Annotated in this window: 13 protein-coding genes; 8 read left to right on the forward strand and 5 right to left on the reverse strand. The window is 37.2% G+C overall.

Annotated features, from left to right (window positions below; all coding sequences use genetic code 11):
• Positions 1–20: 20 nt before the first annotated feature.
• Positions 21–1355 (reverse strand): dihydroorotase, encoded by a 1335-nt coding sequence (locus ACZZZK_RS19810; RefSeq protein ID WP_463485636.1) that lies wholly within the window; start codon positions 1353–1355, stop codon positions 21–23.
• 414 nt (positions 1356–1769) lie between these two features.
• Here ACZZZK_RS19810 and ACZZZK_RS19815 point away from each other — a divergent pair, with 414 nt between their 5' ends.
• From ACZZZK_RS19815 to ACZZZK_RS19830, 4 genes are all read left to right on the forward strand, one after another.
• Positions 1770–3116: a DEAD/DEAH box helicase gene (locus ACZZZK_RS19815; protein ID WP_056851345.1), complete on the forward strand. Its 1347-nt coding sequence runs from the start codon at positions 1770–1772 to the stop codon at positions 3114–3116.
• 4 nt (positions 3117–3120) lie between these two features.
• Positions 3121–3393 carry a hypothetical protein gene (locus ACZZZK_RS19820; RefSeq protein ID WP_463485637.1) on the forward strand — a complete coding sequence of 91 codons (273 nt, stop codon included), beginning with the start codon at positions 3121–3123 and terminating at the stop codon, positions 3391–3393.
• A 127-nt stretch (positions 3394–3520) separates the two neighbouring features.
• Positions 3521–3856 (forward strand): gliding motility protein GldC, encoded by a 336-nt coding sequence (gldC, locus tag ACZZZK_RS19825; RefSeq protein ID WP_010602534.1) that lies wholly within the window; start codon positions 3521–3523, stop codon positions 3854–3856.
• 188 nt (positions 3857–4044) lie between these two features.
• Complete coding sequence (locus ACZZZK_RS19830; protein WP_463485638.1) at positions 4045–4458, forward strand: hypothetical protein; 414 nt, start codon at positions 4045–4047, stop codon at positions 4456–4458.
• Between the two features lie 34 nt (positions 4459–4492).
• On the opposite strand, the gene ACZZZK_RS19835 is transcribed toward ACZZZK_RS19830, so the two are convergent.
• Positions 4493–4879, reverse strand: a complete 387-nt coding sequence (locus ACZZZK_RS19835; RefSeq protein WP_463485639.1) for a cupin domain-containing protein — start codon at positions 4877–4879, stop codon at positions 4493–4495.
• Between the two features lies 1 nt (position 4880).
• Positions 4881–5360 (reverse strand): methylated-DNA--[protein]-cysteine S-methyltransferase, encoded by a 480-nt coding sequence (locus ACZZZK_RS19840; protein WP_463485640.1) that lies wholly within the window; start codon positions 5358–5360, stop codon positions 4881–4883.
• A gap of 505 nt (positions 5361–5865) precedes the next feature.
• Here ACZZZK_RS19840 and ACZZZK_RS19845 point away from each other — a divergent pair.
• The 4 genes from ACZZZK_RS19845 to ACZZZK_RS19860 all read left to right on the forward strand — a co-directional run bounded on the left by ACZZZK_RS19845 (position 5866) and on the right by ACZZZK_RS19860 (position 9155).
• Positions 5866–6531, forward strand: a complete 666-nt coding sequence (locus tag ACZZZK_RS19845; protein ID WP_463485641.1) for a heme exporter protein CcmB — start codon at positions 5866–5868, stop codon at positions 6529–6531.
• A 118-nt stretch (positions 6532–6649) separates the two neighbouring features.
• Entirely contained in the window at positions 6650–7312 is a 663-nt protein-coding gene (gene ccsA, locus ACZZZK_RS19850) for a cytochrome c biogenesis protein CcsA (protein ID WP_463485642.1), read from the forward strand.
• 69 nt (positions 7313–7381) lie between these two features.
• Positions 7382–7600 (forward strand): CcmD family protein, encoded by a 219-nt coding sequence (locus ACZZZK_RS19855; RefSeq protein ID WP_463485643.1) that lies wholly within the window; start codon positions 7382–7384, stop codon positions 7598–7600.
• 133 nt (positions 7601–7733) lie between these two features.
• Positions 7734–9155 (forward strand): Glu/Leu/Phe/Val family dehydrogenase, encoded by a 1422-nt coding sequence (locus ACZZZK_RS19860; protein WP_056851338.1) that lies wholly within the window; start codon positions 7734–7736, stop codon positions 9153–9155.
• A gap of 516 nt (positions 9156–9671) precedes the next feature.
• Here ACZZZK_RS19860 and ACZZZK_RS19865 read toward each other — a convergent pair.
• Positions 9672–11282, reverse strand: a complete 1611-nt coding sequence (locus ACZZZK_RS19865; protein ID WP_463485644.1) for a Na+/H+ antiporter — start codon at positions 11280–11282, stop codon at positions 9672–9674.
• Between the two features lie 55 nt (positions 11283–11337).
• Entirely contained in the window at positions 11338–12690 is a 1353-nt protein-coding gene (locus tag ACZZZK_RS19870; protein WP_463485645.1) for a hypothetical protein, read from the reverse strand.
• Between the last annotated feature and the right edge of the window lie 31 nt (positions 12691–12721).

Consider the following 12721-nt stretch of genomic DNA (forward strand, 5'->3'; position numbering starts at 1 on the left):
AATAAACAAATATAACAAATCTATCTCGCAAAAGTTAGTCGCTTGCCAATCTGGTCGGTAGTGAATCTGCCTTTCTGGTAGGCCAAATTTCCTGACACAAAAGTGTGTGTAACGCTGGCTTGGAAAGTATCTCCATCAAAAGGACTCCAACCACATTTGTAGAAATTATTCAACTTGGTTACTTTCCACGAGTCTTTTAAATCAACCAAAACTAGATCTGCCCAATAGCCCTCGCGAATGAAGCCACGTTTTTCAATATCAAAACAAATAGCCAGGTTATGTGCCGTTTTCTCCACTATTTTCTCTAATGAAATTTTGCCTTGTAAATGCATTTCCAATAAAGCAGGCAGAGCATGTTGAACCAATGGTCCGCCTGATGGCGCTTGTGAATAAGGCTGTTGTTTTTCTTCCAAGGTATGTGGCGCATGGTCGGTGGCGATCACATCAATATTATCATTTAAGACACCTTGAAGAATACCATTCTGATCTTCTTCCGTTTTAACAGCAGGATTCCATTTGATGAAGTTTCCTTTAGTTGCGTAATCCTGATCATTAAACCAAAGGTGATGAACGCAAGCCTCTGCAGTTATTTTTTTATCTTTCAGTGGGATGCTATTATCGAAAAGTGCAATTTCTTTCGCCGTTGAAATGTGAAGAATGTGCAAACGCGTTTGGTAGGCTTTTGCCAGCTCAACCGCTAAAGAAGAAGATTTATAACAAGCTTCAGCACTACGAATCAGCGGATGCATTTCTATCGTTAAATCGTCACCGTATTTTACCTTAAATTCTGCTAAATTATGGCGGATAGTGGCCTCATCTTCGCAATGCGTAGCTACCAAAATTGGCGCTTTGCTAAAAATATTTTCCAATGTTTTTTCATTGTCAACCAACATATTACCCGTTGACGAACCCATGAAAACTTTAATGCCACACACATTTTTTCGGTCGGTTTTTAAAACTTCTTCAATGTTATCATTGCTGGCACCCATATAAAATGAGTAATTGGCTAATGAAGTTTCTGCAGCAATAGCATATTTATCAGCAAGTAAATCTTGCGTTAAGGTATTTGGAACCGTGTTTGGCATTTCCATGAAAGACGTAATTCCACCTGCCACGGCTGCCATGCTTTCCGTAAAAATATCTGCTTTATGTGTTAAACCTGGCTCGCGAAAATGCACTTGATCATCAATCATTCCTGGTAAAAGGTACTGTCCCTCGGCATTAATTTCTTCTACATTATCCGCAGAAAGGTTTTGACCTATTTTGGCAATAAATCCATCTTTAATTAATACATCGGCAACAAATTTCTGACCTTCGTTTACAATTGTTGCGGCTTTTATCAGGTAAGCATTCATGGTTTCAAAGGTAGTGTTTTAGTAGAAAGTGGGAAGTATAAAGTATAAAGTAAAAAGTATAAAGTAGCCAGATTGGGCGGATGAAAGGTGTAAATTAAGTTTGATGTTGCTGTTTTGATTTAAATAAACGAGATAAAGTGTAAATACTTTTTTGATTCGCAGCAACCCCGAAAATACTTGTCGTGCTGAGGTACGAAGCATCTGCAACCGATGAAAGAGATTCTTAGTGCCTCAGAATGACAGGAGTTAAAAAAAGCTTGAAATGATAGCAGGACTACCGTAATTAAAGAAAATGCTGGAATTGCTTTCCCATAAATCTCTTAAGTGATTTTGGCTTTATGGACTAACGGCTCACGACTCCGAACTTCACACTAGTTTAAGCCTTTCGGCTTAAAAAGCCTATCTTTGTGCGCTATGGCAAAATCGTTCGAAGAATTTAAGTTAAACAGGCAAATTTTAAATGCAGTTGCCGATGCGGGTTATACCGTTGCCACCCCGATACAGGAAAAAGCAATTGCACCGGTGCTATCCGGACAAGATATTTTTGGTATCGCCGAAACCGGAACTGGAAAAACTGCGGCTTTCGTTTTGCCCATTTTAATGCAGTTAAAATATGCTCAGGGTGAAAATCCGAGGGCTTTAATTTTATCTCCGACACGTGAACTGGCCATGCAAATTGCTGAGCAGGTGAAGCTGTTCTCTACCTATACAGACCTGCGCTCGCTGGTAATTTTTGGCGGAATTGGTCCGAAAACGCAGAAAGAGCAAATAGCAAAAGGCGTTGATATTTTAATTGCTACGCCTGGAAGATTTCTGGATTTATATTTAGATGGCGATATTAATACGCAAAGCTTAAAATTTTTGGTACTTGATGAGGCCGATAAAATGATGGATATGGGCTTTATTGGTTCGATACATCGGATTTTAGAAATCGTTCCACGCAAACGCCAAAACCTGTTGTTCTCTGCAACAATGAGCGATTTAGTTCAAAAAATTGCCGGAGATTTCTTGAATAACCCTTTGGTAATTGAGGCATCTGCACAGGCTACACCTGCTGCTAATGTTACGCAGACCTTATATTACGTTCCAAATTTCAAAACAAAAATCAATCTGTTACAACATCTTTTAAAAAATGATGAGGCCTTTACCAGGTTGATTATTTTTTGTAAAACTAAAACAGTTGCTGATAATATCTTCAGTTTTATTGAACGAAGATATGGTGCCGACAATGTTCGGGTGATTCATGCTAATAAAGGACAGAATACTAGAATTAACTCTATAAATAGTTTCAAAGAAGGTAACATCCGCGTATTGGTGGCCACTGATGTAGCCAGTAGGGGAATCGATGTGAGCGATGTAAGTCATGTTATAAATTTTGATGTACCTATTATTATTGAAGATTATGTGCACAGAATTGGCAGAACAGGTAGAGCCTTTGCCAAGGGTGATGCCATAACTTTTGCTACCGATGCTGAAAAATACTACATCCGTAAAATTGAAAAGCTAATTCGCCAATATATTCCTGTAGCTGAAATTCCGGAAGGTGTTTACATTGATGAAACGCCTTATGAGGAACGTCAGCATATTGCCAAGGAAATTGACATGCAAAAACGCAAGGAAGATCCTGATTTTAAAGGTGCTTTCCATGAGAAAAAACATGCTGCAGCAATAGATAAGAAGGCAAGAGAAAAAGCTAAAGCTAAGGCTGGAAAAGAAATTAAAAGTTTTAAAAAAGGTAAACGTTTCGATAAGAAGAAGTAGTGAAATGAAATTGAGGATTACCCCTTTAAACATCATTGGAGCCGCTGGTTTAGGCCTAGTGGTTTTTAATCTATTAACTGCTAAAGATACTGCACCAAGACAGATCGATATGAGTGGTTTTTATCTGCTTATTTTAGGATGCCTGATCTTGGTTACTTTTGTTACGGATTTAATTTTCCGTTTCACACTAAAAGATTTGAAGAAGATTTGGCTTGTAGAATCTATCTTTATCGTTATCACCGTCATCCTGATCATTATCATCAGAAAAATAGCGTAATTCAAGGGTAAAAAAAACTTTCTAATTCATTCATCTGTGCAATCAAATCAAAAAATAAGCATCTTTGCAACCGTAAAAAATAAACTGATAACTGCATACTTTTTATCGGTATAATCAATTTTTGAAAATGAAGACAGCAGAAATAAAACTAACAGTTGAGTTAGACGAGGCAAATAATCCTGATAACATTCTATGGGAAAGTACTGATTCTGGTAATGCGGATAAAGTACCAGCTAAAGCAATGTTTTTATCCGTTTGGGATCATAACTATAAAAATACTTTAAAAATAGATCTTTGGACAAAAGATATGCCTGTTGATGAAATGAAACGGTTTTTCTATGAAACGCTGCAAACCATGGGTGATAGCTTTTTAAAGGCTACAAACGAAACTTTAATTGTGGAAGATTTACGCGATTACTGTGCGCATTTCGCGGAAAAGATGGGGATTATTGAAGGGCAGTAATTGAGTCATTGGTCATTAGTCATTAGTCATTAGTCATTAGTCATTAGTCATTAGTCATTAGTCATTAGTCATTAAAAAATGCGAAACAAATTAGTGATAAGATATGATCTAATAGCAAAATCAATTATTAAAATCTGTGAAATCATTAAATCAGTGTAATCAACCCTCAGTTAAAATCTTGAATCAAAATGTTAATTCTAAATAAATTCAGAGCCTGGTTAGGCATTTTGTTATGTGTAGTGGCAGGTTTTTGTCCGATGTTAAAGGTGCCGATAAAAGGAAATTGGAACTTATATCAGTCTGATGCCCGTCTATTTTTCATTACCTATGCAATTATCGCAATTTCCGTTCTTTTCCTTTTTATCAGAAAAGCCGGTGCCTTTCGGTTTATGAGTTTCGTAATGGCCATCTGGTATGTGCTGGCAGTTATTGCAGTTTATTTTACAGCCAATAATTATACTAAATATGGTTTTGCCAATAAGTTAATTGGTAAGGTAGTGCATTTTCAATGGGGGTGGATTGTACTTTTAGTGGGCGTAATTTTTCTGCTTTTCAGTGCTAAAAAGGGAGAAAAATTAAGTAACCCAGGTACTTTGAAGTAATTTGAAATGGGATACAATATTGCTCAATTTGTATCTAGTCAGCTGTAAAATGGTCATCAGCACCATCTTCCAGCGGGATATAAATCCTTTCCCATTCTTCTCCATCTAAAATTTCCCAGGTGTGTCCTTCACCAAATGTATCTGCAGCTATTAAAATAATTCCAGGTTCAAGAATGAAGGATTGACCGTTACTTACCGTAAATTTTAATTTCCCTTTCAGCGTAATAACGTATTGCCTGCGTGGTGCTGCATGAGGACTGTATTGCAAGGAAACATCCGTTTGAGCGAAGAAGTAATTAGCATTAATATGCTGTCTGATTGGTATTGTTCCTGATTCAAAATCACACTTCCCATCTACAATATTGATTAAACGAATGGCTTTTATATTTTTGGTATCGGCTTTATCTGATAATTTATCCATGCTAAAATTTTAATTCTGTTTGACCTTTCTGTGAAACCTCTCTCTCGTGTTGCAGCAACCATTGTTTTCGCCATAAGCCACCGGCATAACCTACCAATTTTCCGCCACTACCAATTACTCGATGGCAAGGAACCACTATAGCAATATTGTTTTTGCCGTTAGCAGAAGCTATTGCCCGAATGGCTAAGGGTTGATGTACCGAAAACTTAGCATAGGAGGTAGTTTCGCCATAAGGGATGCTAAGTAGGTTCTGCCAAACCCCTTGCTGAAATTCAGTTCCTTTTTGTTTTATTGGAAAATCGAAAGCTTTTAAATCACCTTTAAAATAATTTTCAAGTTGCTTTGCCACCATTTTGGTCAACTCATTTTCCCTTAACTTATCAACATCTTGGTCTGAAAAAGTGATGGCGTAAACAAAATCATCATCAGCTAAGATGGTTATTTTTCCAATTGGCGATTCTAAAACAGATGCGTAATCCATATTTTTTATCAAAGATGTTCGCATATAAGCACGGATTTTTGCTTACAATAATAATCAAATAACTTATCTGTGTTTATCCTTTTCATCTATGGCTAATATTTTCCGTGTATTCTGTGTTTCCGTGGCTGACTCTTTTTTGTAGCTGGTTTCGTTTTCCTTATAATCCATAAAATATTTTTGCCACGGAAGCACGGAGTTCACGGAATAAAAAATATTATCTACTTTTTAAGTAATCTAGTTTTCCGTGTATTCTGTGTTTCCGTGGCTAATTCTTTTTTTTAGTTAGCTTCGTTTTTTCTTATAATCCATAAAACATTGTTGCCACGGAAGCACGGAGTCCACGGAATAAAAAAAACATCATTAACTTTTAAGTAATCTAACAGATAGTTTTTCGTGTATTCTGTGTTTCCGTGGCTAATATTTAACAGCTAAAACTTTAAACAATATTACAACAATCCAACAAATTACCCTTACAATATTTATCAATAAAAGTATCTTTGCGGTTATGCAATTGGCCAATGAGGTTAAATATTTAATCCACAAGGAAGTGCTGTTAGAGTGGCGCTCCAAATATACCATCAACGGTGTATTATTGTATGTAGTTTCTACCATTTTTACCTGCTATTTATCTTTTGTAAGCTTAGGCGATAAGCTTGCCTGGAATGCATTGTTCTGGATAATTATCTTGTTTGCATCTATCAACGGAGTTTCAAAAAGTTTTTTGCAGGAAACTAAAGGACAACAGTTATATAGCTACGTTTTAGCGAGTCCGGCTGCAGTTTTAATATCGAAAACAGTTTATAACGTTTTGCTAATGTTGGTATTAACTACCATCGCATTAGGTTTTTATACTTTGGTGTTCGATTCGTTTACACCGCCCGATTTGCTTTTATATTACGTAGCGGTAGTGATGGGTAGCATCAGTTTTTCAACGGTTTTTACCATGGTTTCAGCCATTGCAAGTAAAGCCGGTAACGGTGGAATGCTGATGGCAATTTTAAGCTTCCCGATTATTATTCCGGTACTCATACTTTTAATAAAATTAGCAAAAAATGCAGTTGATGGCTTGCCCTGGGAGAATAGTTACGATGAAATTGGAATGTTGTTGGTTGTAAATGTGCTTACCGTTGCCACCTCATTATTGTTATTTCCTTACCTTTGGCGGGACTAAAAGATGATTGAATTATAGAATGAATGATTGAGTGAATGTGAATTTCTATCGCTTAAAATTGAGTAACAGCGGCAATATTCACTCATTCAAAAATCACTCCTTCAAAATTAATATATGTATGAATAAAACTTGGTGGAAAATTTTAGGTTCAGTGCTGGTAGTTTATACTGCAATTGCAGGTTTGTTGCTTGGCGTGCCTCGTTTGCCTATTTTAAATGAATCAATCAGGAATTTATATTTCCATGTACCTATGTGGTTTGCCATGATTGTATTGTTTTCCATTTCTGTCTTTTACAGCATTAAATCTCTTAGCTCCAAAAGTGAAATTGATGATATGAAAGCTGTAGAAAGCGTAAATGCAGGGATCATTTTTGGTCTGTTAGGATTAGTAACAGGTGCCATCTGGGCAAAATATACATGGGGCCAGTTTTGGAGTTTCGATCCTAAACAAAACTTTGCAGCCATTTCAGTTTTACTCTATTTTGCTTACTTAATTCTTCGCAATGCGATAGATGAGGAACAAAAAAGAGCTAAAATTTCTGCCATTTATAACATCTTCGCCTTCCCGATGATGGTGGTTCTGCTATTCGTTTTACCACGACTAAAAGATTCATTACATCCTGGAAATGGCGGTAACCCGGGTTTTAACAGCTACGATTTAGATAGCCGAATGCGGATGGTATTTTACCCGGCATGCTTAGGCTGGATATTAATTGGTTACTGGGTTTACACCATTAGATTCAGACTACGGTCCCTAGAAAACAAACAACAAGCAAATTAGATTAAAGAGCAAGGAAAAAGGATTAGAGACTAGCCATCCAAAATTAAAACACCAAAAAATTAAACTAACATGAAAAAGATATTGTTCTCCTTAATATTAATGCTTGTTACAATCCAGCTATTTGCGCAAGATAATGGCGTAGAAATGGCGGATAAGTTGCGTAGCGATGGTAAAATTTACGTTGTTGTTGCCTGCATAGTGATCATTTTGCTTGGATTATTGGCTTACCTTTTCTCTATCGATAAAAGATTAAAAAAAATCGAAAAAGAAAACTCACCTAAAAACTAAGTTTAAACAGTTTGAAGCTGTCTTTCTCTGAAGTTTTGATTGGTGTTGGCTTTACACTAAGTATTTTTTCATTTGGATATATGCGTTTTTTTTAGGCAATTTTGCGGCATACTTAATTCATAAAAAAGAAATAATGGCTAATCTAGCAGACGAGAACAAGTTTTTTGCTGATGTATGCAAGAACTTTGACAGTGCGGCTCAATTCACCAACCATCCTGAAGGTTTATTGAACCAGATTAAAGCGTGTAATAGTGTTTATCGTTTCCAATTCCCAATTCGCCGTGGAAATGGTTTCGAAGTAATTGATGCTTGGCGTGTGGAACACTCGCATCACATGAGTCCGACAAAAGGTGGTATTCGCTACAGCGAAATGGTTAACGAAGATGAAGTAATGGCGCTTGCAGCCCTTATGACTTACAAATGTGCCATCGTAAACGTTCCATTTGGTGGCGCTAAAGGTGGTATCAAAATCAACACTAAACAATATAGTGTTGCCGAGTTAGAAACCATCACTCGTCGTTATACAACAGAGTTAATCAAGAAAAATTTTATTGGTCCTGGTATCGACGTTCCTGCTCCTGATTATGGATCGGGCGAACGCGAAATGAGCTGGATTGCAGATACTTATATGACCATGAATCCAGGTCAGCTAGATGCGTTAGGTTGTGTTACGGGTAAGCCAATTGCGCTCCACGGTATCCGCGGACGTAAAGAAGCTACTGGCCGTGGCGTAGCATATGCCGTTCGTGAATGCGTAGATGTTGCAGAAGATATGGCTAAACTTGGCTTCAAAGCGGGTTTAGGAGATAAAAGAGTAATTGTTCAGGGTTTGGGTAACGTGGGTTATCACTCTGCTAAATTCCTGGCCGAATTTGGAGCGACAATCGTAGGTTTATGTGAGTACGAAGGAGCAATCTATAATCCTAACGGCTTAAATGTAGACGAAGTTTTTGCACACCGCAAAAATACGGGTTCAATTCTTGGTTTCCCAGGTGCTACAGATTTCAAAAATTCGATGGACGGCTTAGAGCAGGATTGCGATATACTTGTTCCGGCAGCTTTAGAAAACCAGTTTACTGAGCATAACATCCGCAACGTTAAGGCAAAAATTATTGCCGAAGGCGCTAACGGACCTACAACTCCAGAAGCTGAGGCTATTTTCACAGAAATGGGCGGGATAATTATTCCAGATATGTATTGCAATGCCGGTGGTGTTACGGTTTCTTATTTTGAGTGGTTAAAAAATCTTTCTCACGTAGCTTTCGGCCGCATGGAAAACCGTTACGCAGCTAATTCAAACGCTAACCTAATTAATACTCTAGAAAACTTAACGGGTAAAACTATCCTTCCAGAACACCGCTTAATGATTGTTAAAGGTGCATCTGAGATCGAATTGGTGAACTCTGGTTTGGAAGATACAATGATTCATTCTTACCACGAAATCCGTGAGACATTGGTAAATAAACCAGCGACCCAAACATTAAGAACAGCGGCATTTGTTAATTCGATTGATAAAATTGCTGTTTCTTACATGAACTTAGGTGTTTGGCCATAGCCTATAACTGTAATTGCGAATCTCGATTTTATCAAGATTTGCAATCTTATTATAAATCCTTTCAGATATAAAATTTGCAAGGATTTTTTTTTAGAAATTTTAGTTCTTTGCTTTGTGGGGTTGGGTTGGCCCCGCTTCGTTGCAATCTATTGTGGATGTCAATCTGAGGGTTAATTTATTTCATAAAAATCAATATAAATGACGTTGAGAACAGTCGTCCTTGCGAGGTACGAAGCAATCTGATTTGATAAAATAGTATCACAGATGAGATTGCTTCAATCGATGAAAAATCGATTTCGCAATGACGGAAAGTTAAAAACGTCAATGGTAGGGTCAATTTATTTCATAAAAATCGATATTAGTGACGTTAAAAGCGGTCGTACCTTAAGAGGTACGAAGCAATCTCATTTGATAAAATAATACCTCAAATGAAATCGCTTCAGTCGAGGAAAATCGTTTTCGCCTGACTGCTACCGGCAAGCAACAATGCAAAGTTAAAACGTCAATTGTAAATCCTTATTCAGAGGAAGTGATACTCAACTCTTCCAAATCCAAACGCCATTCTTCTTTTCTGATAATATCATCGTCGTAGTTTTTGTTACTTTTCAAATGATGTAGTTCATCCCTTTGAACCTGAATCAAAGCCAGCACAATTTCATGATATGCTTTCAAATCTACCTGATCAATCTGTCCAGCTTTAAAGGCTTTCAGAGTATCTTTCTTTTCAATTAACGAGTGTTGAAGTTCTGCTTTTAAATTTACCATTAACTCATTGTGGGTACATTGATATTGATAATCAGCTTTTAGTTTATCCAACGAGAGATCAATTAATTTAAGTTTAATCTGGCTGGTCTGTTCCTGTTCAGATAATTTATGTTTCGGAGCTGGGATATTTAGCCATTTGATAAAAAACGGTAACGTTAAGCCCTGTACCACCAGCGTTACGAATATAACCACGAAGGTGATAAATAAGATCAGGTTCCTTAATGGAAATGGAATCTGATCGGAAATCATTACCGGAATAGATAATGCTGCGGCCAAAGAAACTACGCCCCGCATTCCGGCATAAACAATTACTAACGAAGAATGCCAGGTCATGTCTTGGTAGCGCACTCTCGTTTTTTTGTTAAAAATCCTGGTGATCCTGGCAGTGGAGAAGAGCCAGATAAAGCGGACTACCAAAGCAAGTAGACTTATTCCCACGCCGTAGCCTATTGCTCTACCTATCGGGTAATCTGGGCCAAGCCCTGCTACGATATCTGGCAATGCCAAACCTATCAAAATAAAAACTACGCCATTTAAAAGGAATATCAAGGCAGACCAAACCGAAACGGTTTTAATTCGCGAGCTTGAAGTTAAAATAATATGCGATTGACTGGAGAGTAATAAACCTCCAGAAACTACGGCCATTACACCCGAACCCTCAAAATGTTCTGCTACGATATACATGAAGTAGGGCGTAATTAATGTAAGCACAGTATCAATGTTTTCAGTTGTTGGAAGCCATCTGTGTATAGCGTAAAAGATACCACCAACGGCCAATCCAACTAAAATACCACAACCAGCTACGGAAACAAAATCTATCGCTGCATCATGCAAAACGAAAGTTCCGGCGGTAACTGCAACCAAAGCGAATTTAAACACGATTAAACTGGAAGCATCGTTTACTAAACTTTCGCCCTCTAGTAAAGCACTTACCGTTTTTGGAATTTTTAATCCTTTAAGTACCGCGGCTGCAGCAACGGCGTCTGGCGGCGAAATAATTCCACCCAATAAAAATCCTAATGCCAAAGTGAAGCCCGGTATAAATGCAACGGAAGCATAAGCTACAGCCATTGATGTAATAATTACCAAACCTACCGCCATTAAAAAGATCCCACCTTTGTATTCCCAAAAATCTTTCCATGAGGTAAACCATGCGGCCTCATAAAGAAGTGGAGGTAAGAAGAGCAGGAAGACAATATCAGGATCGATTTTTACATGAGGGATGCCAGGAATAAATCCGATAATTAATCCTGCTAATACTAAAAAAATAGGGTATGAAATCTTTAATTTCTGACCAACCATCACCAATAATGTCACGCCGAGTAACAAAATGAGGATTAAAATAAGATTGTCGTGGAGCATATTTGCTATTAGTTTGTTGCAATAAATTTATTAAGAATATTGGAATGATAAAATTCTACAGGGTTTTCAAAAGTTGATAAAGTGCGTTGATGTTTTGATTGTTCATTTTTAAGTTGCCTTGTAAGGCGATTTTCTTGTCGCCAGTAGCTTGAGCTGACACGGTTAAATATTTCAAGCTTTCCAGATACCTGGAGATTATTGGCAAGCTAAACTGTCGGTTTAATTGTTTAAAATTGACATTCAAGGCAAGGAAGTTATTGGATTTTTGCGAATATTGATGAAGAGATGGTGCTTTCTTTGTGCTGAAGGTAAGTTGCTTGCTATTTCCCCCAACAAATATTTGGTAAAGAGGAAAAACCGATTTCCTAACTATGCCACTATCAAAATTTATAGAGTTTTGACGGGCCAGGTAGTTTTTTAACGGCAAAGCATCAGCAGAAATATTGATCAGAACATTTGGAACATCTTTTTGCTGAAGCGTTACTTTTTGCACCTTTTCGAAATCATCGTTGTATTCATAAGTAATAATCGAATCCGTTTGCTTTGTGGTATTTATCCATTCCATGTCAATCTGCCCATGATAGTATTTTATCAGACTATCTTGCTCAATAACCACATTTTTTAGCTTAAATTCTTTTTTCGTGTTTCGTTCGAAATCTGCATTCAGCCAAAAGTTCATTACATTGTTTGTATTGGCCGGCTGGCGATTGTAAAGCCCGCTCTTAATTTTCATTCCTTCTGGCGTATTAAAAATTCCATTGAAACTGATTTCGCCATTTTTAAAGTTAAGCTCCGCAAGCTGAGCATTTTCTTGAAAAGCGACGTGACTACTGGAACTGATCAGCTGGCTAAATCCACCATCACTCATTTTTTTGAAATTTTTTTCATTTAAAACATCTTTCAGGGCCACATCAAAATTTGCAATCTGACTTGAAAAAACTACCGCAGCACTTTTTTCATCGTAACAGATTGCTACGTTACCCAATACAGATTTTGCATAGTTAAACTCATTGCTACCCTTTTTAATTTTAAAACCTACGGCCTTGCTTAAAAAATCTTCAAAATTTTGGAGATTCCTGATTTTAAATCTGGCAAAAAAAGAGGTGCTCGGTTGATTCTTTATGGTATACAAATATAGGTTTGCAGGAATGCTTAGGCCATGGTCAAAGCGCTTAAAAGAACGCCCAACATTTTTCCCTGTATCTGATCTAAAGTAATGAACCGGGTTTGAGATGGCATTGAAAGCCAATGTTTTTAAAATTTCATCAACCCTTATCTTTACTAAAGAAGTGGTATTTTCTGGAATAGCTATTTGATTGGCACTGTAATTCCTGTACTTGAGCGTACCAATAAAAAAAATCAGCAGCGATATTAAAATCACTGCTGCTATTTTTAGAAATTTCTTCATACGTCATTTTTTGCCACAGATTTTCACAGAT

The sequence above is a fragment of the Pedobacter sp. AC163 genome (assembly GCF_979258665.1).

Excerpts from the sequence above, each read along its gene's own strand:
- ACZZZK_RS19810 (WP_463485636.1), bottom strand. The coding sequence starts at position 1,355 with ATGAATGCTTACCTGATAAAAGCCGCAACAATTGTAAACGAAGGTCAG.
- ACZZZK_RS19815 (WP_056851345.1), top strand. The coding sequence starts at position 1,770 with ATGGCAAAATCGTTCGAAGAATTTAAGTTAAACAGGCAAATTTTAAAT.
- ACZZZK_RS19820 (WP_463485637.1), top strand. The coding sequence starts at position 3,121 with ATGAAATTGAGGATTACCCCTTTAAACATCATTGGAGCCGCTGGTTTA.
- gldC (WP_010602534.1), top strand. The coding sequence starts at position 3,521 with ATGAAGACAGCAGAAATAAAACTAACAGTTGAGTTAGACGAGGCAAAT.
- ACZZZK_RS19830 (WP_463485638.1), top strand. The coding sequence starts at position 4,045 with ATGTTAATTCTAAATAAATTCAGAGCCTGGTTAGGCATTTTGTTATGT.
- ACZZZK_RS19835 (WP_463485639.1), bottom strand. The coding sequence starts at position 4,879 with ATGGATAAATTATCAGATAAAGCCGATACCAAAAATATAAAAGCCATT.
- ACZZZK_RS19840 (WP_463485640.1), bottom strand. The coding sequence starts at position 5,360 with ATGGATTACGCATCTGTTTTAGAATCGCCAATTGGAAAAATAACCATC.
- ACZZZK_RS19845 (WP_463485641.1), top strand. The coding sequence starts at position 5,866 with ATGCAATTGGCCAATGAGGTTAAATATTTAATCCACAAGGAAGTGCTG.
- ccsA (WP_463485642.1), top strand. The coding sequence starts at position 6,650 with ATGAATAAAACTTGGTGGAAAATTTTAGGTTCAGTGCTGGTAGTTTAT.
- ACZZZK_RS19855 (WP_463485643.1), top strand. The coding sequence starts at position 7,382 with ATGAAAAAGATATTGTTCTCCTTAATATTAATGCTTGTTACAATCCAG.
- ACZZZK_RS19860 (WP_056851338.1), top strand. The coding sequence starts at position 7,734 with ATGGCTAATCTAGCAGACGAGAACAAGTTTTTTGCTGATGTATGCAAG.
- ACZZZK_RS19865 (WP_463485644.1), bottom strand. The coding sequence starts at position 11,282 with ATGCTCCACGACAATCTTATTTTAATCCTCATTTTGTTACTCGGCGTG.
- ACZZZK_RS19870 (WP_463485645.1), bottom strand. The coding sequence starts at position 12,690 with ATGAAGAAATTTCTAAAAATAGCAGCAGTGATTTTAATATCGCTGCTG.